The 20,984-nt window shown below is 62.5% G+C and carries 23 protein-coding genes, 1 rRNA gene and 1 pseudogene; 9 read left to right on the forward strand and 16 right to left on the reverse strand.

Features of this window, described 5'->3' with window-relative positions:
- Positions 1-91: 91 nt before the first annotated feature.
- Complete coding sequence (locus tag GMST_RS20590) at positions 92-526, forward strand: archease (RefSeq protein ID WP_183356595.1); 435 nt, start codon at positions 92-94, stop codon at positions 524-526.
- 16 nt (positions 527-542) lie between these two features.
- The gene (locus GMST_RS20595; RefSeq protein ID WP_183356596.1) at positions 543-896 is read left to right on the forward strand and encodes a DUF2784 domain-containing protein; all 354 of its coding nucleotides are present in this window, start codon (positions 543-545) and stop codon (positions 894-896) included.
- Here GMST_RS20595 and GMST_RS20600 read toward each other — a convergent pair.
- From GMST_RS20600 to GMST_RS20620, 5 genes are all read right to left on the reverse strand, one after another.
- Entirely contained in the window at positions 893-1,213 is a 321-nt protein-coding gene (locus GMST_RS20600; RefSeq protein ID WP_183356597.1) for a transcriptional regulator, read from the reverse strand. The genes GMST_RS20595 and GMST_RS20600 overlap by 4 nt on opposite strands.
- Positions 1,214-1,474: 261 nt before the next feature.
- Entirely contained in the window at positions 1,475-2,191 is a 717-nt protein-coding gene (locus tag GMST_RS20605) for a BON domain-containing protein (RefSeq protein ID WP_183356598.1), read from the reverse strand.
- Positions 2,192-2,376: 185 nt separating this feature from the next.
- Positions 2,377-3,156, reverse strand: coding sequence for an amino acid ABC transporter ATP-binding protein (locus GMST_RS20610; RefSeq protein ID WP_183356599.1), 780 nt, complete (start codon positions 3,154-3,156; stop codon positions 2,377-2,379).
- A complete protein-coding gene (locus GMST_RS20615) occupies positions 3,143-4,165 on the reverse strand; it encodes an amino acid ABC transporter permease (protein ID WP_246399977.1) in 1,023 nt (340 codons plus the stop codon). The genes GMST_RS20610 and GMST_RS20615 overlap by 14 nt, the downstream gene beginning before the upstream one ends.
- Positions 4,166-4,258: 93 nt before the next feature.
- Entirely contained in the window at positions 4,259-5,056 is a 798-nt protein-coding gene (locus GMST_RS20620) for an amino acid ABC transporter substrate-binding protein (protein WP_183356600.1), read from the reverse strand.
- A 279-nt stretch (positions 5,057-5,335) separates the two neighbouring features.
- Between GMST_RS20620 and GMST_RS20625 the strand changes: the two genes are divergently transcribed.
- Positions 5,336-6,463 (forward strand): phosphotransacetylase family protein, encoded by a 1,128-nt coding sequence (locus GMST_RS20625; RefSeq protein WP_183356601.1) that lies wholly within the window; start codon positions 5,336-5,338, stop codon positions 6,461-6,463.
- 287 nt (positions 6,464-6,750) lie between these two features.
- Here the strand turns inward: GMST_RS20625 and GMST_RS20630 are convergent, their stop codons facing one another.
- The 4 genes from GMST_RS20630 to mutL form a co-directional block, all read right to left on the reverse strand.
- On the reverse strand, positions 6,751-8,052 hold the full coding sequence (locus tag GMST_RS20630; protein WP_183356602.1) for a DUF512 domain-containing protein: 1,302 nt from the start codon (positions 8,050-8,052) through the stop codon (positions 6,751-6,753).
- A gap of 308 nt (positions 8,053-8,360) precedes the next feature.
- A complete protein-coding gene (hfq, locus tag GMST_RS20635; RefSeq protein ID WP_012529414.1) occupies positions 8,361-8,585 on the reverse strand; it encodes an RNA chaperone Hfq in 225 nt (74 codons plus the stop codon).
- A 12-nt stretch (positions 8,586-8,597) separates the two neighbouring features.
- Entirely contained in the window at positions 8,598-9,512 is a 915-nt protein-coding gene (gene miaA, locus GMST_RS20640) for a tRNA (adenosine(37)-N6)-dimethylallyltransferase MiaA (protein ID WP_183356603.1), read from the reverse strand.
- A gap of 9 nt (positions 9,513-9,521) precedes the next feature.
- Positions 9,522-11,525: a DNA mismatch repair endonuclease MutL gene (gene mutL / locus GMST_RS20645; protein ID WP_183356604.1), complete on the reverse strand. Its 2,004-nt coding sequence runs from the start codon at positions 11,523-11,525 to the stop codon at positions 9,522-9,524.
- 124 nt (positions 11,526-11,649) lie between these two features.
- Between mutL and GMST_RS20650 the strand changes: the two genes are divergently transcribed.
- From GMST_RS20650 to GMST_RS20660, 3 genes are all read left to right on the forward strand, one after another.
- Positions 11,650-12,516: a D-alanyl-D-alanine carboxypeptidase family protein gene (locus GMST_RS20650; RefSeq protein WP_183356605.1), complete on the forward strand. Its 867-nt coding sequence runs from the start codon at positions 11,650-11,652 to the stop codon at positions 12,514-12,516.
- Positions 12,500-12,919 carry a secondary thiamine-phosphate synthase enzyme YjbQ gene (locus GMST_RS20655; protein WP_183356606.1) on the forward strand — a complete coding sequence of 140 codons (420 nt, stop codon included), beginning with the start codon at positions 12,500-12,502 and terminating at the stop codon, positions 12,917-12,919. Before GMST_RS20650 ends, GMST_RS20655 begins: the two co-directional genes overlap by 17 nt.
- A gap of 117 nt (positions 12,920-13,036) precedes the next feature.
- Positions 13,037-14,797: a DNA ligase LigA-related protein gene (locus GMST_RS20660; RefSeq protein ID WP_183356607.1), complete on the forward strand. Its 1,761-nt coding sequence runs from the start codon at positions 13,037-13,039 to the stop codon at positions 14,795-14,797.
- A gap of 15 nt (positions 14,798-14,812) precedes the next feature.
- Here the strand turns inward: GMST_RS20660 and GMST_RS20665 are convergent, their stop codons facing one another.
- From GMST_RS20665 to GMST_RS20675, 3 genes are all read right to left on the reverse strand, one after another.
- Positions 14,813-16,360, reverse strand: coding sequence for a SpoIIE family protein phosphatase (locus GMST_RS20665; protein WP_183356608.1), 1,548 nt, complete (start codon positions 16,358-16,360; stop codon positions 14,813-14,815).
- On the reverse strand, positions 16,357-16,809 hold the full coding sequence (locus tag GMST_RS20670) for a response regulator (RefSeq protein ID WP_183356609.1): 453 nt from the start codon (positions 16,807-16,809) through the stop codon (positions 16,357-16,359). Before GMST_RS20670 ends, GMST_RS20665 begins: the two co-directional genes overlap by 4 nt.
- Before the next feature lie 504 nt (positions 16,810-17,313).
- The gene (locus tag GMST_RS20675; protein WP_183356610.1) at positions 17,314-17,616 is read right to left on the reverse strand and encodes a MoaD/ThiS family protein; all 303 of its coding nucleotides are present in this window, start codon (positions 17,614-17,616) and stop codon (positions 17,314-17,316) included.
- A gap of 171 nt (positions 17,617-17,787) precedes the next feature.
- Here GMST_RS20675 and GMST_RS20680 point away from each other — a divergent pair, with 171 nt between their 5' ends.
- Complete coding sequence (locus GMST_RS20680) at positions 17,788-18,123, forward strand: cytochrome C (RefSeq protein ID WP_183356611.1); 336 nt, start codon at positions 17,788-17,790, stop codon at positions 18,121-18,123.
- Between the two features lie 5 nt (positions 18,124-18,128).
- Here the strand turns inward: GMST_RS20680 and GMST_RS20685 are convergent, their stop codons facing one another.
- From GMST_RS20685 to GMST_RS20695, 3 genes are all read right to left on the reverse strand, one after another.
- A complete protein-coding gene (locus GMST_RS20685; protein ID WP_183356612.1) occupies positions 18,129-18,653 on the reverse strand; it encodes a DUF4870 family protein in 525 nt (174 codons plus the stop codon).
- Between the two features lie 65 nt (positions 18,654-18,718).
- Entirely contained in the window at positions 18,719-19,489 is a 771-nt protein-coding gene (locus GMST_RS20690; protein ID WP_183356613.1) for a L,D-transpeptidase family protein, read from the reverse strand.
- Between the two features lie 205 nt (positions 19,490-19,694).
- Positions 19,695-20,102, reverse strand: coding sequence for a hypothetical protein (locus GMST_RS20695; protein WP_183356614.1), 408 nt, complete (start codon positions 20,100-20,102; stop codon positions 19,695-19,697).
- Between the two features lie 113 nt (positions 20,103-20,215).
- Here GMST_RS20695 and GMST_RS22695 point away from each other — a divergent pair, with 113 nt between their 5' ends.
- Positions 20,216-20,353 (forward strand): 4-alpha-glucanotransferase, encoded by a 138-nt coding sequence (locus GMST_RS22695; RefSeq protein WP_183356615.1) that lies wholly within the window; start codon positions 20,216-20,218, stop codon positions 20,351-20,353.
- Positions 20,354-20,433: 80 nt separating this feature from the next.
- Positions 20,434-20,894, forward strand: a pseudogene (locus tag GMST_RS22335) (4-alpha-glucanotransferase).
- 2 nt (positions 20,895-20,896) lie between these two features.
- On the opposite strand, the gene rrf reads toward GMST_RS22335, so the two are convergent.
- Positions 20,897-20,984, reverse strand: a 5S ribosomal RNA gene (rrf, locus tag GMST_RS20715); the annotation flags it as partial.

Here is a 20,984-nt window from a genome sequence, read left to right on the forward strand (position 1 = left end):
TCCGAAAAATCAGACAGGCCACGGAGGATGCCCCTGAGGCCCGTCTGCTGCAAATGCCCGTCTCAACCTCAACCTGTCTCTAGAGGACCCCATGTCCTACCAATTTCGTGGCGACATAGCCTATTCAGATATCGCCTTCGACGCCTCCGGGGAAACACTGGAGGAGCTTTTCAGCGCGGCGGCCGAGGCCACGCTCAAGGTGATGGTCGAAGACCCGGCAACGGTGCGCCCTACCGAAGAGGTCCAGGTGTCCCTTGCCGAGGAGAGTCTCGAGATGCTCCTGTTCGAGTTCCTGAACGAGCTCATATTCTACAAGGATGCCCGCAGGCTGTTCTTGCGCCCCCAATCGCTCGAGATCGGGGGGGACGATGGCGGAGCCTGCCAGCTGCAGGGGACCCTTACGGGCGAGGAAATCGATCCGGGGCGGCACCAGCTCGATACCGACGTAAAAGCCGTCACCATGATGAGGCTGTCGGTACGCAAGGCAGTGGAGGGGTGGCAGGCTACCGTGGTACTCGACGTCTGAGACGGGAGCAGGTTCGATGCCCTACGCCTTTCTGGCAGACCTTGTGGTCAGCTTTCACTTTCTCTGGATACTGTTTCTGATTTTCGGGGGATGGTGGGGGCGCAGATATCGGTGGGTTAAGAGGATTCATCTGGCGGGCCTGGTGCTCGCCTTTTTCGTGGAAACTTTCGACTGGTTCTGCCCGCTCACCCACCTCGAGGTCTGGCTCCGCGAGAAGGGGGACCAGGCGGGCTACTCGGGGGCTTTCATCGGCCACTATCTCAACCAGCTGATCTACCTCGACGCCTCGCGTTCGTTGATGGCACTTCTCACCATCCTGCTCTGCCTGGTGAACGCCTGGTGGTACCTGAGCCCGCCCAAGCGTCGCTAGAGCCGGGTGATGGCAAAGCGCGGCTCGGCGATATGTTGACTTTTGCAGACCGGACAGCGCCCCGGCCCCTTGAGCCGCTCCCTTTTCCTGAGGCTGAACCCGCACGCCAGGCATAGCGCGGGTTCCAGCACCAAAGCGTCCCGCAACGCGAGTCTTATATGCTCGAGGTGGTAAAGCACCTCCTTCTCAGCCACCCCCACCTGCCCGGAGAGTTCTCGGGCCGTCATGCTCTCCCGGGAAAGCAGTGCAATGATCTCTTGGCGGATGGTCTCAGGCCTGAGCACCGGCATAGAGGGCTGGTTGGGACGCGTTTTCATCTGATCCCTCACAAAATCAGTTAGGTCCACCTGTGGGGTTTATCTTCTCAGCCATGAATCCAGAAGGCGAAAGCTTTCGAGAAGGACGTCACCTCCACGCTCCAAATTTGAGGTTTCTTGCGGGAAGCGCCCCTCCCCCCACACGAGAAAGGGTGCTTCCTCATGAGGTAAGCACCCTTTGCTGTCGCCGATTCGACCTCTTACGTACCGTGCCCAATCGGTCCGTCTCCTGCTCTGCAGAGCGCCCCTCCCTCTACGAGCTCACCCCAAGAGCATGATCCGGTTCACCACGCCGTTCACCCCGAACAGGTACCAGGCGTCGGCCTCGGCAGCGGACTTGGCGCTCTCGGTCGAGACGGCACCGTCGAGCGTCACCACCATGTTGCGGCAGCTCAGGCGCAGCTGCGATGCGTTTACCATGGGATCCTTCTCGAGCACGAGCCGCAGGCTGTCCACCACCTCTTCGTCGTTGTCCTCGGGGTGGGCAAGCTCCAGACCGTTCACCACGTCGCGGCTACCCGGCACCCACCAGGCCAGTACCCCGGCCATCCTCTTGTGCGAGACGCTCTCGACCACCCCGTTCAGGATCACCACCCCTTCGTTTACCTCAACCTGGACTTCGTAGCGGGACAGAAGCGAGCGTACCGGCTCCAGGTCCTGCTTGACCACGGCCTGGATGGAGAACTCCTCGAACACCGGTTCGGAGAGGAGGGCGTCGCAGACGTGGTCGCGAATGGCACCGTCCTCCATCCGCTCGGCCGGCACCACGCGGAGCCGGTCCACTACCCCGGTGACCGGCCGGGGCGCTGCCGCCAGCTCGAGAGCGAGCTTCTTTGCGGCGATGCCGTCGACCTCGCCGCTCAAGGTCAAGACGCCGTCCTCGAACCGCAGATCAATCGGGAATTTATGTAGGTTCACCCGCGGCTCGCGCTCGTAGGCTGCGAGTACCGCACCAATTACCTCTTCTGAACGGATCATCGTCATTCCCCCTTGTGTCGCTGCACTGTGAGATTGCTACGGCCCAGAAAAACTGATGCCATAGGGGAAAGCCACAACCTGTGCCGGACACCTGTCTTGGCACGGATTGATTGTATCACCGAGGAAAAAGTATGTCGATTGGAGGGAAAGGCGGCCGGGGCGGCCGCCGCAGGGGTCGGTAACTGCTAGAGAATTCGGGAGAGGAAGGACTGGATACGGTCGTGTTCCATCTGGTTGGCGAAGAAGTCCTCGGGGGTCCCCTGCGCCACGAAGGAACCGGCCTCCATGAAGATGACCCGGTCGGCCATTTCCTTCGCGAAACCCATCTGGTGGGTGACGATGATCATGGTCATCCCCTCCTTGCCCAGGGCGCGGATGGTATCGAAGACCTCGCCGATGAGCTCGGGGTCGAGTGCCGAAGTCGGCTCGTCGAAGAGCATGAGCTTCGGGCGCATGGCGAGGGCGCGAGCGATGGCGACGCGCTGTTTCTGCCCGCCGGAGAGGGTGGCCGGGTAGACGTCACGCTTCTCGGAGAGCCCTACCTTGGCGAGCATGTCCAGCGCGATGTGGCGCGCCTCTTCCTGGCTCTTCCTCTGCACGGTGAGCGGCCCTTCCATCACGTTCCCCAGCACCGTCATGTGCGGGAACAGGTTGAAATGCTGGAACACCATACCGATCTCGGATCTAAGCGCACAGATCTTCTGCGGGGTGTCCAGGTGGCGTCGGCCGTGCTTGTTCTTCACGTAGCCCACCTCGTTCCCTTCGAAGGTGATGGTCCCCTCCTCGATCTCCTCCAGGAAGTTGACCGAGCGCAAGAGGGTGGACTTGCCGGACCCCGACGGTCCGATGATGACAACGATCTCGCCGGGGCAGACGTCCAGGTCCACGCCGTTTACCGCGGTGAGCGCGCCGAAGCGCTTGGTGATCCCTTTGAGGCTTAACAGCGGTTGGTTAGCGGTTTTCATAGATGCCGGCCCGGTGCTCGATCTTCTCGAAGATAAAGGTGAAGAAGGTGGTGAAAACAAGGTAGATGATGGCTGCCAGGATGAGCGCCGTCACGTTGAAGTAGGCGTTGAACATCTGGTCCGCCGAGCGCATGAGCTCCACCATGGCGATGGTGGAAACGAGCGCAGTGTCCTTGATGAGCGCGATGAACTCGTTGCCGATGGGGGGCATGAGCCGCTTGTAGGTCTGCGGGATGATCACTCGGCGCATCGCCTGGCCGTAGCTCATGCCGATCGCCTTGGCCGCTTCCATCTGGCCATGCTCGATGCTCTGGATGCCACCGCGGATGATCTCGCCGAGGTAAGCGGAGTAGTTGAGCCCCAGCCCCAGGATCGCCGCGGTGAACGGCTTGAAGGTGATCCCCAGCGAGGGGAGACCGTAGTAGATGAAGAAGAGCTGCAACAGAAGCGGCGTGCCGCGGAAGAGCCAGATGATGAACCAGCAGAGCGTCGAAAAGGGCTTAAACCGGCTGATGCGTCCCAAGGCGATCAAAAGCCCACCCAGGGGAGAGATCAGCATGGTGCAGAACACCAGGGTGATGGTCATCACCGCGCCCTTCAAAAGGTTCGGAAGAAAGCGCAGGCAGTCCTCCCAGAACACGACGTAACGCGGCTTCTGCTCCTTCTGGACCGAGGCCAGGAAGTTCAAGGCCTCGCTGTTGTCGGGGTAGACCGCGAGCACCTCCTTGGTGCTTGCCGTGGCGGCCGAAAAATCCTTCAGGGCGAACTGCAGTCGGGCGATCTGCATCCGGCTGCGCACGAAGGCGCCGCTGTCGTCACTTTTGGAGAAGGGAACCTTCTTGAGAACCGTGATGGCGGAGGGGAGGTCGCCTCGCGCCATGGCGTCGTTGGCGTCCTGGAAGATCTGGTCGGTATCTTCGGCGCGGGAGAGCGGGGCTAACAGGAAGAGCAAGCAAGAAAAAAGCAGGATCGTTCGGATGACCCTGCCGCACAGGACTTTCATCGGCATACCTGATTCTTTATCCGCGCCACGTGTGGGGCAGCGCGTCAGTCGACTCCCCCTCCCGGCGAGGGAGGGGGAGCAAGGGAACAAAAGAAGCGATTACTTCCACTTCTTCGGGTTGGTGATGTCCTCGCCGAACCACTTCTTGGAGATCTTGCCCATGGTCCCGTCCTTCACCATGGCGTCGAGCTGCTTCTGCACTGCCTGGCGCAGTTCCACGTCGTCCTTGCGGAAGGCGACCCCGAACGGCTCCTTGGTGATGTTGCCCGGGAGGATCATGAACTTGCCGGGGCGCTTGGCGATGAAGTCGCGGCCGGTGGCATCGTCGATCACCACGGAGTCGATACGTTTGGACTCGAGGTCGAGCAGCGCCTTCGGGTTGTCCTCGTACTCGCGGACTTCAACCGGAGCTGCCGGCAACTTCTTGACGGCTTCCACGGCGGAGGAGCCCTTCTGCACGCCGATCTTGGCGTTTTTCAGGTCAGCCAGTTTCTTGAACTGCTTCTCGCCGAAACGGACCACGGCAACCTGGCCGTCCATCTTGTACGGCTTGGTGAAGGCGACCTCTTTCTTGCGCTCGTCGGTGATGGTCATGCCGTTCCAGATGCAGTCGAATTTCTTGGAGTTAAGGGAGTGGATGACACCGTCCCAGGCGGTCGGCTGCCATTTGATCTTGATTCCCAGGCGCTTACCGACTTCCTCGGCTGCGTCGATGTCGAAGCCGACCAGTTCGCCCTTGTCGGTACGGTAACCCATGGGGGGGAAGGCGTCATCGAGGCCGATGGTAAGAACGCCCTGGGACTTGACCCGCTTGAACGAACCGTCGCCGGCCGCGAAGGCCGAAACGGCACAGGCAATCAATAACAGGCAGGAAAACAGACCGACAATCTTTTTCACGGTGAACACTCCTTTTCATTCTATAGTAGTGTGCTGCCAAGGTTTTTTGATGACGATAAACGGTCGTTTGGACCGGCGGATTATAGCCCTATCTGGTGATAGCGTCAACCGTATAAATACAAGGGGAAACGGTTCTGTAACAGGATGAGCCGAGACTGCTATCTCGGCAGAATCCTTAAGGCAAAGCGCCCTCACCGTATACATCCTTGCCCGGTTTGTGACAACTGGGTATACTTCGCTCATAAGCAGTCAAGTGTCTGGAAAGTAACGGGACGTGACATGGTCTGTAAGAAAATTTTCATCGCAGCAACCGGTCAGCATTGCGGAAAGACGACAATCAGTCTTTCGCTTATGCATTTGGCAAAGAAGAAGTATGCCAGGGTCGGCTTCATCAAACCGATCGGCCCCAAGCTCTTCATGCTGGACGGCGTGGAGATGGACATGGACGCCGCGCTCATCGCCTCGATCTACGGTCTCGAGGACGACCGCGCCTTGATGTCCCCGGTGGTCATCGGCCGCGGCTATACCAAGAAGTTTCTCGCAGGCGAGATCCCGCAGTCTGCCCCCCTGGAGAACATCACCAGGGCCTGCCGCGAGCTGGAGGCCAGGAACGACTTTCTGATCATCGAGGGGTCCGGTCATGGCGGGGTAGGTTCGGTGATCGGCATCAACAACGCCCAGATCGCCAAGGCACTGAACGCTCCGGTCATCATGGTGGCCAGCGGCGGCGTGGGAAGCGTCATCGACGCGGTGCAGCTGAACCTCCCCCTGTTCAAGCAGGAAGGGGCCGACGTGAAGATGGTCCTGGTGAACAAGCTCATCCCCGAGTTGCGCCAGGAGACCCTGGGGTACTTGGACAAGTTCTTCGCGGGGCGCTCCCAGCTGGTGGCGGGCGCCTTCGACTACTCGCGCACGCTGGCCAACCCGACCCTGGCCGACCTCTCCAACCTGTTGAAGCTCCCCTTGCACGGCGACCAGCACGCCCGCAGCAGGATCATCCACAACATCCAGCTCGGCGCAGCCTCCTCGCAGCGGGTCATCGACACCCTGCAGGACTCCACCCTGCTCATCACCACCAGTTCGCGCGACGAGCTGATCGTGACCGCCTCGGCACTCTACAACATCCCGGCCTACCGCAAGAAGCTCGCGGGGCTGGTTATTCCGGGGCACCAGCAGGTCTCGGCCATCAGCCAGAAGATCCTTGACGACAGCAACATCCCGTACATCAAGGTGGAACGGACCACCGCCGAAGTCTTCACCACCTTGAAGGAGCACGTCTCGAAGATCACCGCAGAGGATCACGAGAAGATCGACCTCATCAAGAACACCGCCGAGAAGGTGCTCAACTTCGAGACCATCGACTCGCTCGCCTCGCACCAGCGCAGGCTGCGCCTGAAGGTCGCCTAACGGGACATCTGAACAGCAAAAAGAGGCCCTTTCCCAATCTGGGGAAGGGCCTTTCTCATTTCCGTTCCCTACACATCCCCCCTGAAAAACGCACCCTTGAATTTCAGGAGGCCAATGTCCTGATTTGCCCCAAGCACCGCAGGTGACCTCAGGTCCCCCCCTTTGAAAAAGGGGGATTCGCCTTTAGCGTTGCCACTTATTCCGAAGTGGTCCGGACAGCCTGGCGCAACAAAAAAGAGGAGCGGCCGACCAGCCCGCTCCTCTCCCGTATCCAGTCTCCTTGCCGGCTACCTTCCGAAGATCTCTTCGAGCGCAAGGTAGATGCCGTACGGCGTCGACTCCACCACCCGTACCGGTTTTCCCAGGTCGCGCGCCAGGTCCTCCAGGGTGATATCGTCCAGGAACATCCCCTCCCCTTCCTTGATCATCACGTCCGGCACCAGCACCTCCTCGCCCAGCTCTACCCCCTGCAGGGCCGCCAGGATATCCCGCCCCGAAACCAAACCGGTCACCGTGACCCCGCCGCCAAAGAGGCGGTTACGCACCGCAACAGGTGCGGCGCTGATTCCGGTCGTCTCGGAGAGGCGATCGAGGAAAGCGGCCAGGTAGCGGTAGGGGGATTCGCCGGTCACCACGGTCACCCTCCCCTGCCCCAGGTGTTCCGCGTCCTGGAGTACCTCCTCGGCCTGGGAGAGAAACAGCGGGATCATCCCGACGCCGTTTTCGATCTGCGGCAGGTCGCCGTAACTCTCCAGCGGCGGGAAGGGGTGGCGGGCCTTCAGGTAGAACTCGTCGGCCAGGAAGAGGAACGGCTCGCCGAGCTTTTCGGCCAGCGCCAGCGCCTTCCCTTCCCACTCGGTGACGAACCCGGCGGCGAACTCGCGGTCCACCGGACGCAGGGCCGGAAGCTTGCTGCGGTGCCCGGTAAGTCCCACCGGAACCACGGCGAGCGAGGCAACCGCGGGGTACATGGCGGCCAGGTCCTCGACGGTCCGGGCAAAGATCGCGCCGTCGTTGAGCCCCGGGCAGAGCACCACCTGGGTGTGCATGACGATGCGCGCCTCGGCAAGCTCCCGCATCACCTCGAGGATCGGGAGGATCCCCTGCTTCACGAGCAGCTCCTCGCGGACCTTCGGATCGGTGGCGTGGACCGAGATGTAGAGGGGGGAGAGCCGCTGTTCCTTGATCCGCTTCAGGTCCCCCTTCTTGATGTTGGCAAGGGTCACGTAGTTGCCGTAGAGAAAGGAGAGCCGGTAGTCCTCGTCTTTCACGTAGAGCGGCTTGCGCAGCCCCTTGGGAAGCTGGTGCACGAAGCAGAACACGCACTTGTTGCCGCAGCGCGCGGGCGCGGGCGCGGGAAAGGTGAGTCCCAGGGGCTCCCCCTCGTCCCGCTCCACCTCGAGCTCCCACAACTCGCCGTCCGGCTTTTCCACCTCAAGGATGAGCAGATCCTCCGAGGTGAAGTAGTTGTAGTCGATCACGTCCCGCAACACGTTGCCGTTCACCGAGATCAGCCGGTCTCCCGGCTCGATCTCCAGTTCCTCGGCGATGCTTCCCGGCATGATACTTTCTATGATAAGTCCCGCCATCAGAGATTCTCCCTTGGTTCCCGGAGCAGGGGCGTCCGGGGTTGCACGCACCTCGTGCCTTTGCTGCCTCCGGCGTACCGTGCCGCGCCCCGGGGGGAGCGCTCGCCTTGAGAGACAGCGGTCAGTCCAGCCTTACCCGGGGAGCTACCAGATCTACAGAAGTGGGGTCCGCGCTTGAGGTGGAAAGAAAGGCAGCCGGTCCGAGCAGGACCGGCTGTTAGGGGAGGCGACATGGTTGCGTGTTTCATGATCTTTGCGTGCCTGACGGCCTGAAGAAGGCACTCAACCCTGCAAAACTGTGTTAAACGCTACTGGTGGAGACGGAAGACACCGTCCACGGAGGTAATGCTGCAGATTGCGTGCTTATAAATCAGGATGTCACCGTGGACTTCCATCAGGACGGAGAAGTTGTCGAACGACTTGATATGCCCTTCCAGCTTCTCCCCGGACATAAGCTGCACCAAGACCTTCACCCGCTCTTTGCGGGACTGATTGAGGTACTGGTCCTGGATGTTAAAAGGCGTTTTCGGCATAATTCCGCTCCTTTACCCAAAAAATTCAATCACATGTTCCTGGATAGTAGCAAAACTTTCAGGATATTCAAGCCAATAAATATCATTTTCCCTACTAAACCAGGTCATCTGGCGCTTGGCATAGCGCCTGGTGTCCCGTTTGATGAGCTCAACAGCCTCATCCAGTGCCAGTTCTCCGACCAGATGTGCGGCGATCTCCTTGTAACCGATAGAGCGCAATGCCTTGAGCTCGCGCGAATAACCTGCCGTCAAGAGCCCGGCCACCTCGGCGACCAGCCCGTCGCGCAGCATCTGATCCACCCGCAGGTTGAGGCGGCGGTAGAGTTCCTCCCGTTCGACCCGGATGGCGATCTTCATACTCTCGTAGTGACGCTCGGCAAAGCCGTGCTCTGAGCGGAAGGCGGAGATGGGGCGGCCGGTCTGGGCGAAGACCTCCAGCGCCCGGACGATGCGCACCCGGTCGTTTGGGTGCAGGCGCGCCGCGGTCTCGGGATCCACCTCTCCCAGCTGCTGCAAAAGCTCCTCCCCCGAGCGCCCCTCGAACTGCCGGCGCAGCACGGGATCTCCTTCCGGCGAATCCACCAGTCCTTCAAGGAGCGCCCGGATGTAGAGCCCGGTGCCGCCGACCACGATCACCTTCCGGCCGCGGCGCTGGATATCCTCGATGACCGCAGCCGCCTCGCGTCGGAAGTCGGAGGCGCTGAAGTTCGCCTCCGGGGAGACGAAACTCACCAGGTGGTGCGGCACCCGGGCCAACTCCTCCGCCGACGGCTTGGCGGTACCGATGTCGAGCCCGCGGTAGATCTGCATCGAATCGGCGTTCACGATCTCGGCGCCGACAGACTCGGCAAGCCGGAGCGCAAGCGCGCTCTTCCCCGATCCGGTGGGGCCGGCCACTACCAGCAGTTTGATCTTCTCCAGGGCCATTGCGCTAACCTAGATCCGCTTGAACATCTTCTCGATCTCGCCCAGGGAAAGCCTTTGCATCACCGGGCGGCCGTGGGGGCAGTTGCTGGAGAAGTCGGTGCGGTCCATCTGGGAAAAGAGCGCCGCGATCTCCTGCTGACTCAGGGTGCGCCTGCCCCGCACCACGCTGTGGCAGGCGATCCGCGCCAGGATGTCCTCGTGAACGTCGGTGAAGGTGCGGCTTCTCCCGAGGCTTGCGAGTTCCTCGAGGATGTCGCGGATGGTGCGCAGGTACTCGGTCCCCGCCAGGATCTGCGGCACCCCCTTCAAGAGCCAGGTGTTGCCGCCGAACTCCTCCAGGAGAAAGCCGAGCCGGGTCATCTCGTCGAGGTTTTCCATGAGGGCGGCCGCCTCTTTGAAGGAGAGCTCCAGGGTCTCCGGGAAGAGGAGCCCCTGGCTGTCCACCTGCTGGCCGGCGAACTCGGACTTCAGCCTCTCGAAGGCCACCCGCTCGTGGGCCGCATGCTGGTCGATGAGGATGAGATCCGTCCCCTGCTGGCAGAGGATGTACGAGGCGTTGAACTGCCCGATCACCGACAGCGAGGAGAAGTAGCCCAGCAGGTCGGTTTCGGCGTCTGCTGCGGGGGGCGCCTCCGTCGGCGGAGCCGGGTAAGCGCCCGGGGCCACCGGGGTGGCAGGGGCAGGAGAAGGCGCGAGCTCACGGGCAGGCGGGGCGGCGGTTGGAGAAGGCTCGGCCGGTGCCTGGAAATAGGAGCGTAGCGGCGGCTGGGGGCGCGGCGTGAAATCGACCAAAAGCTCGCGCACCTCGGCGACCCGCGCCGCGCTCGCCTGCGAGGGGGAGGACGCAGGGCCGTAGAGAGCCGGCTCAGCGCCACCTGTCGAGGCTGCGCCGACCGCGGCAGGCAGCGCTTCTGCGGGCGCGGTGGGTCTCGCCGAGGGAGCCGAGACCGGCGCGGCCGCAGCAGAGGTAGACGGACGGGGTGCCGGTGCGGCGGCGCGCTGCTGGTCCCTCTTGAGCCAGGGGGTCTCGCGCAGCACCTTTTCCACCGCCTCCTGGATCGCGTCGTGGACCCGCCCCTGCTCCCGGAAGCGGACCTCGTGCTTGGTCGGGTGCACGTTGACGTCCACCTCGCCGGGTGGGATCTCGATGAAAACGGCGACCACCGGGTAGCGGCCGCGCTCCAGGAAGTTGCGGTAGGCCTGCAGGATGGCGTGGTGCACCACCTTGTCCCTGATGAAGCGGCCGTTTATGTAGGTGTAGAGGTGGCTCGACGCGCTGCGGCTGCACTCGGGTGCCGCCACCAGCCCGGTCACCTTGAGTCCCGCCGGGTCTTGGTAGCTTACGGGGTAGAGCGAGGCGGCGATGGGGCGGCCGAGCAGGGTCGCCACCCGTTCCTTGAGGTCGGCGTCGAGGGCGCGGAACACGGTCCGCCCGTCGTTCACGTAGGTGAAACGCACGTCCGGGCGTGAGATGGCGAGCCGGGTGAGCAGCTCCCCCACATGCCCCCCCTCGGTCTCCGGGCTCTTCATGAACTTGAGCCGGGCGGGGGTGTTGAAGAAGAGGTTGCGCACCGCTATCACGGTGCCGGCGGCCATGCCGCAGCTCTTCACCTCCTTGATGCGCCCCCCTTCGGCGTAGATCTCGGTCCCTTCCACCGACTCCGCGGGGCGGGTCGAGATGGTGAGGCGCGAGACCGAGGCGATGGAGGGGAGTGCTTCGCCGCGAAAGCCCAGCGTTGAGAGGGAGAAGAGGTCGGCGTCGCAGGCGATCTTGCTGGTGGCGTGCCGCTCCAGCGCCAGGAGGGCGTCCTCCTTGGACATGCCGCAGCCGGTGTCGGTGATCCTGATGAGCTTTCTGCCGCCGGATTCGATCTCCACCACCACTTCACGCGAGCCGGCGTCGAGCGCGTTCTCCACCAGCTCCTTGGCCACCGAGGCAGGGCGCTCCACCACCTCGCCGGCAGCGATCTTGTTGGTCAGGTTTTCGGGGAGTATCCGGATCGTAGTTGCCAAGGGAACCTCGCAAGGGTGCAGTAAAAAGGGTTCCAAGATACCCCAAGCATCTGCGGTTTGTAAATCCCAAAGCGGACCGCAGGGGGCGATTGCAGGCGGGGTAAACGATGCTATAACTTGCAGGATGAAAATATTCTCACTATCTATCATTTTCCTCGTTGCAACCCTGTGCCTGAGCCCGCCCCCCGCCCTGGCGAAACGGCACCCGGGGGGCGCTAAGGCCGGAAACGGCAGCTCCTACCTGGTGCTCATCAACGGCAAAACCTTCCGCGAGCAAAACGCCGACCTGCGCCGCCCGCCGGCGAGCCTCACCAAGATCATGACCGCACTCATCATCCTCGAGCGTGCCCGCCTGGACGACGTGGTGACGGTGAGCCGCGCCGCTGCCGGAGAAACGGGAAGCCGGGTCGGGGTGCGCCGCGGCGAGCGTTTCAGGGTGCGCGATCTGCTGGCCGCCTCGCTGATCGCCTCGGCCAACGACGCCACCCGCGCCCTGGCAGACCATGTTGCCGGGAGCCAGCCGGCCTTCGTGCAGCTGATGAACGAGCGGGCACACGCCCTGGGGCTCGGCGACACCCGGTTCAGCAACGTGTGTGGGCATGACCAGAAGGGGCTTTACACGACGGCTCGGGATCTGGTAATCCTCACGGAACGGGCGCTGCGCCTCCCGGCCTTCGCCGACCTGGTGGCGCAGCGCTCCATGCGCATCCAGACGGCTACCGGAAGGCGTACCATCGCCTTTCACAACGTAAACCGCCTGATCGGCCGCTACGCGGGAGCCCGGGGGGTGAAGACCGGAACCACCCCCAATGCCGGTCAGTGCCTGGTGGCCGTAGCCGAGCGGGACAACATCCGGGTATTCCTGGTTTTGATGCACTCACGAAAGCGCTGGCAGCTGGCACCGGCACTCCTTGATGCCGGTTTCGCCCGGGCGCGCGCGGAGAATCTTCAAGTGGTAGGAAGGAGGGAGAACGATGCGGCAGCACCGTAAGGAACTGTGGTTCGAGATCAAGAAGCGGCGCGGTTTTGTGAACATCACCAGGGACCTGCAACAGGCTATCAACGAAAGCGGCATCCGCGAGGGGCTTTTGCTCTGCAACGCGATGCACATCACGGCGAGCGTCTTCATAAACGACGACGAGTCCGGGCTGCACCAGGATTTCGAAGTGTGGCTGGAGGGCCTTGCACCCGAGAAGCCCTACTCGCGCTACCGCCACAACAACACCGGCGAGGACAACGGCGATGCGCACCTGAAGCGGACCATCATGGGACGCGAGGTCGTGGTGGCCGTAACCAACGGGAAGCTCGATCTGGGCCCCTGGGAGCAGGTCTTTTACGGCGAATTCGACGGGATGCGTCGCAAGCGCGTCCTGATCAAGATCATCGGGGAGTAATCCGTTTCTCCTCCCCCCCGCCTGGCTCATCTGCAGCACCTGCACCTCACACGCACAATCTGGCACAACTCTCCGGCGGCCCCCTTTGCGGGCGGCCGCCTGATCCGGGAGGTTGCCATGCCCCGCCGACTCTGGTTGTTGCTGCTTCTGGCCGGCACTCTCGCTCCCCGGGCGTTTGGTGCCGAACTCACCTGTCCGCAGGTCGCCCTGCCGGCGGCCGAGGCGGAGCTTGCCCGGCTGCGCCGCGCGGTCAATCACCACAACGAGCTCTACTACCAGGCGCTGGCCCCCGAGCTCAGCGACAGCGAGTTCGACGCGCTTGCCGCGGAGTTGCGGCGCTGGGAGCGCTGTTTTCCGGGCCTCGCCTCATCCAAATCTCCGGAGAGGTCGGTCGGCTCCGACCTTGCCGCCGGCGCGGTCCTCATCGCGCATCCCCGCCCCATGCTGAGCCTCAATTCGGCGGCCGGTCCGCAGGGCGTCGAGGAGCTCTGGCGCCGGATAGCCGCAGCTGGAGCCCCCCCGCGGCTCGTGCTGGTCCAGCCCAAGGTGGACGGGGTGCCGGTCGAACTTATTTATCGCGAGGGGAAGCTCGTATCGGCGGCCACCCGCGGTGACGGCAGGTTCGGCGAGGAGGTGACCGATCGGGTGCGCGAGATCCCCGGGGTCCCGCTGGTCCTCAGCGGTGCCGCTCCCGGGTTCGTCGTGGTGCGCGGCGAGGTGTACGCCGAACGCAGCCGGTTTGCGGCCCTGCGCGGGCGCAGCAAAGCCCCCTACGCGACGGCGCGCCACTTGGCGGCGGCGACTCTCAAGGCGAAGCATGCCGCGCCGGAGCAGGTGAACGCGCTGCGCCTGTTCCCGTTCGAGCTGGTGCAGACCGACCCCGATCTGGGCCTTTGCTGCGACCGGCTGGCCCTGGAGAGGATGGCCGGGTGGGGCTTCCCGGTTCACGGCGCGCACCTCCGCACAGCGACGAAGCCAGAGGAAGTATCGGCCCTTTACCGGGAGTACCTCGAGGGGCGGGAGAGGCTCCCCTTTGCGGCGGACGGGATCGTCGTGAAGTTGGACGACCTGGCCTTGCGCGCCAAGCTGGGAGTGGGAAGCAGGGCACCCAACTGGGCAGCAGCCTGGAAGTTCCCGCCCCAGCGTGCCGTTTCAGAGGTGCTGGCAGTCGAGTGGCAGACAGGGCGTTCCGGGCGGCAGACCCCGGTGCTCCGGGTTGCCCCGGTATCCCTGGGAGGAGTGGAGGTGAACCACGTTTCGCTGCACACCCCGGGGATACTCGAAACGCTGGGGGTACGCGTTGGCGACCTGGTGGAAATCGTCCTGGCGGGGGATGTGATTCCGGAAGTCAGTGCCGTGGTCGGCAAAGGGGCTTTAGCGGCGGCGAGCACTCCTCCGCAGCCGCCAGCTCCTGACGGGTGTTATCACGACGGGCCCGGCTGCAGGGCGCAGTTCCTCTCCCGGGCCCGTTACTTTACCTCGAGGCGGACCGGCCTGGGAATCGCCGGTCTCGGCGCCGGGCGGCTGCAACAGCTGGTCGAGGCGGGGCTGGTAAAGGATCTCCCCTCCCTGCTCCAGCTCGAGGTCAGGGACCTTGCCAAGGTCCCGGGTTTGGGACCCCGCTCGGCCGAGAGGGTCGTGGCGGCCCTGGCGCGGGGCAGGCGTCCCGGACAATTTCGCCTGCTGCAGGCACTGGGGATCGCTGGCGTCGGTCCGGCCTCGGTGCGGGGCCTGGCCCGAAATTATCGGTCGGTAGGGGAGCTTGTCGAAGGAGTCGGCGAGGGGGGCGGCCCGGCCGCGCTGCGGGTGCGCAGCTTTTTCGCCACGCCCCAAGGAGCTGAGCTGTTTCTGAGGTTTCGAGAACTGGGCTGCTGGTAAAGAAAGGAGCGCGGCTTAGGCGACGCAGCGCAGCACGACCACTGTGATGTCGTCGGGCTGGGGATCCGGCATTCCGGTCAGCCCCACCAGCCGGTCCACCATCTCCTGGGCGCTGTGCAGGCCGGCGAGGTTACGGGCGAGGATCTTGTTGGTGAGTTCCAGCAGGGGATTTGCATCGATGAGGCCGTCGCTGAAGAGCACCAGGACGTCCCCTTTTGCGAACTGGACCGTCCCCTCCTGGTACACCTGCCCGCTCTGGACCCCCACCGGCAACCCCCGCGGCGAGAGCGTCTCGACGCTTCCGTCGGCACGGCGCACGAAGACGTAGCCGTGACCGCAATCGACGAAGGTGAGGGTACGGCGCGCGGCGTCCAGCTGGCCGTGGAACAGGGTCACGAAACTTTCCGAGTTCTCAAGGTCGGGGAGCAGCGAGTTCTCGGCCAGGTGCAGCGCCTGCCCCGGGCTGTTGTACAGGGTCACCGCGTGCAGCGCGGCGCGGGCGGTGGCCATCAGCATGGCGGCGGCCATCCCCTTCCCCATGACATCGCCCAGGGCGATGTTGAACAGCGTGGAGGAGACCTCCTGCCAGTCGTAAAAATCCCCACCAACCTGTTTGGCCGGCAGGCAGCGGGCCACCAGTTCGAATCCCGGGATGCTCGGATAACTGCGCGGCAGCAGCTTGGCCTGGATCTCGGCCGCGTAGTGCAGCTCGAGCTGCAGCTGGTAGTGCCGCATCTCGCTCTCCCTCAAGGCCGCCGCCGCTTTCTTGCGTTCGCTGATGTCCCGGCAGATCCCGATGTTGCCGGTCGGGACCCCGAAGCGGTCCAGGCGCTTCAGGGCGTAGATCTCGCCGTCGAAGATCTCCCCGTTTTTGCGCTTGAACTTCACCTCCATGAGTCTTCCTTCCACGGAACCGGCGACGTCGAACACGTCGCGCCCCAGGCTCTCGAACTCCTGCTCGTCGGCGTAGAGTATACCGGCGCTGCGGTCCACAACCTCCTCGACCTCATAGCCAAAGGTCTCCCGCAGGGCAGGCTGGTTCACGTGCAGGATCCTGCGCCCCTGGTCGGCCACCACGATCACGTCCCGGATGCTGCTGAACAGGTTGCGGTAATCCTCGGCGCGCTTCTCGATCTCCGCGTAGGCACGCTCCAGGGCCTGCTCGGTCCTGCGCTGCTTGGCGTGCTCCTTGGCCTCGGTCAGGGCGCGCTGCACCGCCGGCGCCAGGCGCGACAGGCGGCTCTTCAGCACGTAGTCGGTGGCACCGCTTTTCAGCGACTCGATCGCCGCCTCCTCCCCCAGTTTCCCCGACACGAAGACAAAGGGGAGGTCCGGGTGCAGGGCCCGCACCAGGCCGAGCGCGCTCATGCCATCGAAACTGGGGAGGGCGAAGTCCGCCAGAATGAGGTCGATCCCGCCGCGCTCGATCGCCACCTGGAACTCTTCGCGCCGGGACACCACCTGAACTTCGCACTCGATCCCCTCGGAAACCAGCGTCATCTGCACCAGTTCGGCGTCCATGGGATCGTCTTCCAGATGAAGAATGCGCAGGCTCCTGCTCATTGCGCGGCACCCTTACCGGTCGGCGGCGGCTCGTTCACGATGGCCCAGAAGGCACCGACCTCCCGCACGGCGTTGATGAACTCCGAGAAGTTGACCGGTTTAACTACGTAGGCGTTGACGCCGAGCCGGTAGCTCTCCACCAGGTCGCTCTCCTCCCGGGATGAGGTCAGCACCACCACCGGGAGGTACTTCAGCTTGTCGTCGGACTTGATGATGCGCAGCACCTCAAGGCCGTCCACCTTGGGCAGTTTGAGATCCAACAGGATGACCGCGAGGTTCCCATCCTCCCGCGCGGCATAGGCTCCGCGCTGGAACAGGTAATCGAGAGCCTCGGCACCGTCGGTCACCCGGTCGACCTCGTTGGCCAGGTTGTGCTCGGAAAGCGCCTCCAGGGTCAGTTCAGCATCGTTGGCATTATCCTCCACCAGCAGAATCCGTTTCAGTTTCATGGTGCGATCTCCTCTTGCCATGGGAGCCAGAACAGGCGGGGTGTTCCCTCCCCAAATACCGATGGGGCCCAGGCTCCGGGCTGCGTACCCCGGGATGATCGGTAAAACTCAGGCGACCGAAGTCGGACCCCGTGAAATCCCTGAACAGCGCCCAAACCAGGGAAGCCTGTTTAGCGAGGGCAGGGTCCGTAACGACACGATCGAAGTCTGCAGGGCGATGCGCCACCCTGCCCTGCCGTCGGTCAGGGGCCTTCGGCGAGTTCCCCGGATGGCGGGTATGCGTCTGGCGCGTCCTGAGCCCTCCCCTTTGCCGTACCCTTGCAGTTTATCATACCTGCGAAACGCTTTGACAGAAGCAGCAGAGGCACTCGGAGAGTATGCCACTGTCAGCAGAGCCGGCAACAGGCAGAAATGGCAGACGCTCAAGTCAGGGATGCACGTTATGAGAAAACGCAAAGATCATCTGAAGGTGAGACATCGATACCGGAGAGAGCGAAGTACTGTTTAGGGGGAGTTGGCGTTAAGCGGGATTGGTGGCCCAGTGTGCGGCGGTTTCTCCAGGTGCTCTTTGGGGACAAAGGCAACCCGGTCACCGCTTCTGATGCAGTGGTCCAGGCGAAAGCCCTGATGGTTCACCAGCACTGCCTCGATTCTTTCCAGGGGCAGTCCGAGATCGCGTGCCAGTACGCTGGCCGCAAATCCGCAGGGTGGGATGGCTACTTCGACCGTGGCGGCGAGACCGCGCTGCATCCTGAGCAGGCGTAAATCGCCCAGCATCTGAACCGTGGCAGTTCCTTTGGCAAGCATAGGCAGCTCCTGTGCTGACAGGGGATAACACAATTAAAGCACACCCAATGATATTTCACACTTTATATTTGTCAAATTCAGTTTTAAGGTATCGGTTCAAAGAGAAGACATCCGGCGAAATCTCTGGTATAGATAACGGGATCAGCTACCAAAGCATGCTAAGGAGTCGCAATGAGAAGAAGCGTAGCGTTAACCGTCGCAGTGACATTCCTCACCCTCAGCTCCGCCTGGGCTCTGTGGGAGGCCCCGGCAAAGACGAGCGGTTCCAAACTCGGAGCCGTAACCGGTGGCGAGTTCAAACAGGCACACGAGGTGATCAACAAGAAGTGTGTTACCTGCCACACGGAGGACCGCATCAGCGCGGCCTTCCTGTCGGGCAAGAACATGGCGAAAATCCAGCAGGAAATGGAGAAGAAGGGCGCCAAGCTTGATCCCAAGGAGCGCGAGGTCCTGGGCATTTTCTGGAAGCAGACCCCGCTGAAACCGGCCAAGAAGCCTGTCCAGTAGGAGCCTCAATGCACGGGCCTCCGTTCGGCCAGGCAGCGCCAACCCTTGAGGCTTTTCAGGATCACCCACAGGTAGGTCAGCAGTACCAACGTAGGACCCGTGCGGTTGTAAAAGGTAAGCGGCACCGCTGCCAGGAACAGGGGCAAGGTTTTCCAGAACAACCTGATCTGGTAGGTGTAGTGGCTCTCCAGCCACTCCTCGGTGCCGCTGTTCCGATAGCTGTAGGCAGCGATCGCTCCCATGACCATGGTGATCCCGTAGAGAAAGGCCGTAGCATAGCAGCCGTAGACCAGGGCAGGAAGCCTGGTCTCCACACGATCCAGCGTGCGTTTCAGCCGGGCGCGATGGGCCGTGAAAGCCGCTACCCGGAGCTGCTCGACGGCACCGCCACTCACGCTGAACCTGATGGTATCCCCGACTGCCGGCTCGCCCCCCTTCCGCCAGACAGCGGTGGTGAGCCGGTAACATTTCCCATCGCTCCCCCTAACGACCCCTTCTCCGGCTGAAAGCCCGACGATGATCCCTTTCATGCCGCCTCCCGCAGAGAACTCGGTGTCTTGGCAGACTCGCTTTCCGTACGGCAACCCGCCACGGGTCAGCGCGCTCCCTGCATCTTCCCCAGCTCATCAGATAATGCCAGCGTGACATCTAACGGTACTCCCCTCTTCTCCTCGATCACCCGCACCACCTTTCCAAAGTCGACCCGTGTCAGCAGCCTCTTCCGGGCCAACAGCCGCAAGGCATCGCCGACGGAGATCGTCCCTGCCACCGGCGGGTGCGCCTCCAGCAGGATCCGGTTCCCGATCCGGCAGGCCTTTACCGGCTCGTCGATGATACGGACCGTTGTCCCCGGCGCAACCAGCCTGAACAGCGTGACGATGTCTTCAGGGTACAGCCGCAAACAGCCGTGACTGGTTCTCCTGCCGATCCCATAGGGGCGGTTGGTGCCGTGGATCAGCAGGTCATTTCGAGACAGGCGCAAGGCGTGGCTCCCGAGGGGGTTCTCAGGGCCCGGAGGCACAACTGCACTCCCGTAACGATTCTCAGCGCGGATGGATGCCGGCACGTGCCATACCGGATGAACGATCTTCTCGATCACGGTGTAGTCACCGGCAGGGGTGGTGCGCCCCTGTTCGCCGATACCCAGCGGAAAGGTTCGAACCCGTGCGTTTGTAGAGCGGGGAAAGAAATACAGACGAAACTCGGGGATGTTGATGACGATGGCAGGCCTGCCCTGTACAAGTGGAAGAATAAACGACGTTGGGAGCGTGACGCTGGTGCCGTTACCTGGGACCCATGGATCGATCCCGGGGTTTGCCGCGACCAGACTGTTAAAGCCGAGGTCGAACCTCCTGGCTATTTCCACCAGAGACTCGCCTCCTTTTACCCGATACCTTTGCAGGCTGCCGATCTGGACGGTCCGGCTCCCTGGGGCATTTGCTGCGGCACGAATCTCTGCACCACCCGGACACAGCAAAAGGGCGACGGCGGTCAGGACGGCCAAAAGTGAAAGGCGTCTCGCGAAAAGGGGCATGGGGTAATCTGCGCAAGCTGGTCAGCGCTGCCTGTGCCTACTTGCGCTGGCCCAGTTCGAAGGCCTTGGTGGCGCGTTTGGCTGCAGCCTCCGTGGCGGCGGCCGAAGCCGCGGCTCCCCTCGCTGCGGCGTCTGCTCTGTCGGCACTTTCTGCTGCCCGACGGGCCTGGTCGGCGCTCCCGGTGAGCAAGACGCGATCGGCCGGGCTCAAGTCCAGGATTTTAGGAAGGGTTGTGACCTGGCTTTGCAGTGCGTTCAACTGCGCTTCCAGCCGGTTAGCGCGGGCCTCTGCAGCGGCGGTCCGGGCATCGAGATTCTTTTCCCTGTTTTCCAGAATGTCGATGCGGCAGGATACCGGATCAAGCTGCTGGCTGACATAGCTCTTTGTGGCACATCCCGACAGACCGACGGCCAAAAATATCGCTGCTAGCATGGTAGTTTTCATTTCATCACCTCGTTCCCCGCGTGGTTTCACTTTAATGGAATTAAAACCACCCAATAGTACCAATCCACCCTCCCCTTTGCAATCCCGTCAATAATCGGCGACTTCCCTTTCCCATGGACACGAACGCTGCTGAGATCTGGGCACACCCCCAACTCTTCCAGGTGAAACCAAACACTTTGGCAAAAGTGGCAGGCGCTCCCCCGGAAAGCTTCGCAGAGAATGGGCAACATTTCGGCTCGCACGGCCTATGACTGGGAACAGCATAAAAACGATAGTTTCTCCTGGTGGATCCGGCTCATGAAGAGCATGCTCGGCTCATGACGTCGTGAGGGTGGATCACTTCCGCGGCTGGGTTGCCTGCTGGGAGGTCCCGGCGGAAGACCAGAACGCACTGAAGGGTGCCTGGAGAGAGATGCCTTTCTACGACTACATGAACCGTCTTATTAAACACCTGCCGAGCCTGCCGATTTTTGCCGAAAACCTAGGCCTCATTACCCCGATGTCAGAGAGGCTATGGGGAAGTGCCACATTCCGGGTATAAAGATGCTGCTCTTTGGGTTCGCTAAGGAGATGCGCGATAACGAGTTTCTGCTGCACAACCATGTAGAGAATAGTGTCGTCTATACCGGCACTCACGACACCAACACCATCGTCGGTTGGTTTCAAAGAGAGGACAATCAAGACGACAAGGAATTGCTCTTTAGGTACCTGGGCCGAAACGTTACCGAGGAGGTGAATTGGATGGAAAACGTGAAAAGCCCCACCGTGTGTACGGTGGGGCTTTTCAATTAAATTCCCTGCGGCGACCTACTCTCCCACACAGTTACCCGTGCAGTACCATCGGCCCAGAGAGGCTTAACTTCTGTGTTCGGGATGGGAACA

It is taken from the genome of Geomonas silvestris (assembly GCF_014193515.1).
GTDB classification, from domain to species: Bacteria; Desulfobacterota; Desulfuromonadia; order Geobacterales; family Geobacteraceae; genus Geomonas; species Geomonas silvestris.

Coding starts and splice junctions, on each gene's coding strand:
- GMST_RS20590 (WP_183356595.1), top strand. CDS start 92: ATGTCCTACCAATTTCGTGGCGACATAGCCTATTCAGATATCGCCTTC.
- GMST_RS20685 (WP_183356612.1), bottom strand. CDS start 18,653: ATGAAAGGGATCATCGTCGGGCTTTCAGCCGGAGAAGGGGTCGTTAGG.
- GMST_RS20615 (WP_246399977.1), bottom strand. CDS start 4,165: ATGCCGATGAAAGTCCTGTGCGGCAGGGTCATCCGAACGATCCTGCTT.
- GMST_RS20660 (WP_183356607.1), top strand. CDS start 13,037: ATGCCCCGCCGACTCTGGTTGTTGCTGCTTCTGGCCGGCACTCTCGCT.
- GMST_RS20625 (WP_183356601.1), top strand. CDS start 5,336: ATGGTCTGTAAGAAAATTTTCATCGCAGCAACCGGTCAGCATTGCGGA.
- GMST_RS20655 (WP_183356606.1), top strand. CDS start 12,500: ATGCGGCAGCACCGTAAGGAACTGTGGTTCGAGATCAAGAAGCGGCGC.
- hfq (WP_012529414.1), bottom strand. CDS start 8,585: ATGCCGAAAACGCCTTTTAACATCCAGGACCAGTACCTCAATCAGTCC.
- GMST_RS20650 (WP_183356605.1), top strand. CDS start 11,650: ATGAAAATATTCTCACTATCTATCATTTTCCTCGTTGCAACCCTGTGC.
- GMST_RS20670 (WP_183356609.1), bottom strand. CDS start 16,809: ATGAAACTGAAACGGATTCTGCTGGTGGAGGATAATGCCAACGATGCT.
- GMST_RS20665 (WP_183356608.1), bottom strand. CDS start 16,360: ATGAGCAGGAGCCTGCGCATTCTTCATCTGGAAGACGATCCCATGGAC.
- GMST_RS20605 (WP_183356598.1), bottom strand. CDS start 2,191: ATGATCCGTTCAGAAGAGGTAATTGGTGCGGTACTCGCAGCCTACGAG.
- GMST_RS20600 (WP_183356597.1), bottom strand. CDS start 1,213: ATGAAAACGCGTCCCAACCAGCCCTCTATGCCGGTGCTCAGGCCTGAG.
- GMST_RS20630 (WP_183356602.1), bottom strand. CDS start 8,052: ATGGCGGGACTTATCATAGAAAGTATCATGCCGGGAAGCATCGCCGAG.
- GMST_RS20680 (WP_183356611.1), top strand. CDS start 17,788: ATGAGAAGAAGCGTAGCGTTAACCGTCGCAGTGACATTCCTCACCCTC.
- GMST_RS20675 (WP_183356610.1), bottom strand. CDS start 17,616: ATGCTTGCCAAAGGAACTGCCACGGTTCAGATGCTGGGCGATTTACGC.
- miaA (WP_183356603.1), bottom strand. CDS start 9,512: ATGGCCCTGGAGAAGATCAAACTGCTGGTAGTGGCCGGCCCCACCGGA.
- GMST_RS20610 (WP_183356599.1), bottom strand. CDS start 3,156: ATGAAAACCGCTAACCAACCGCTGTTAAGCCTCAAAGGGATCACCAAG.
- GMST_RS20595 (WP_183356596.1), top strand. CDS start 543: ATGCCCTACGCCTTTCTGGCAGACCTTGTGGTCAGCTTTCACTTTCTC.
- GMST_RS22695 (WP_183356615.1), top strand. CDS start 20,216: ATGGACACGAACGCTGCTGAGATCTGGGCACACCCCCAACTCTTCCAG.
- GMST_RS20695 (WP_183356614.1), bottom strand. CDS start 20,102: ATGAAAACTACCATGCTAGCAGCGATATTTTTGGCCGTCGGTCTGTCG.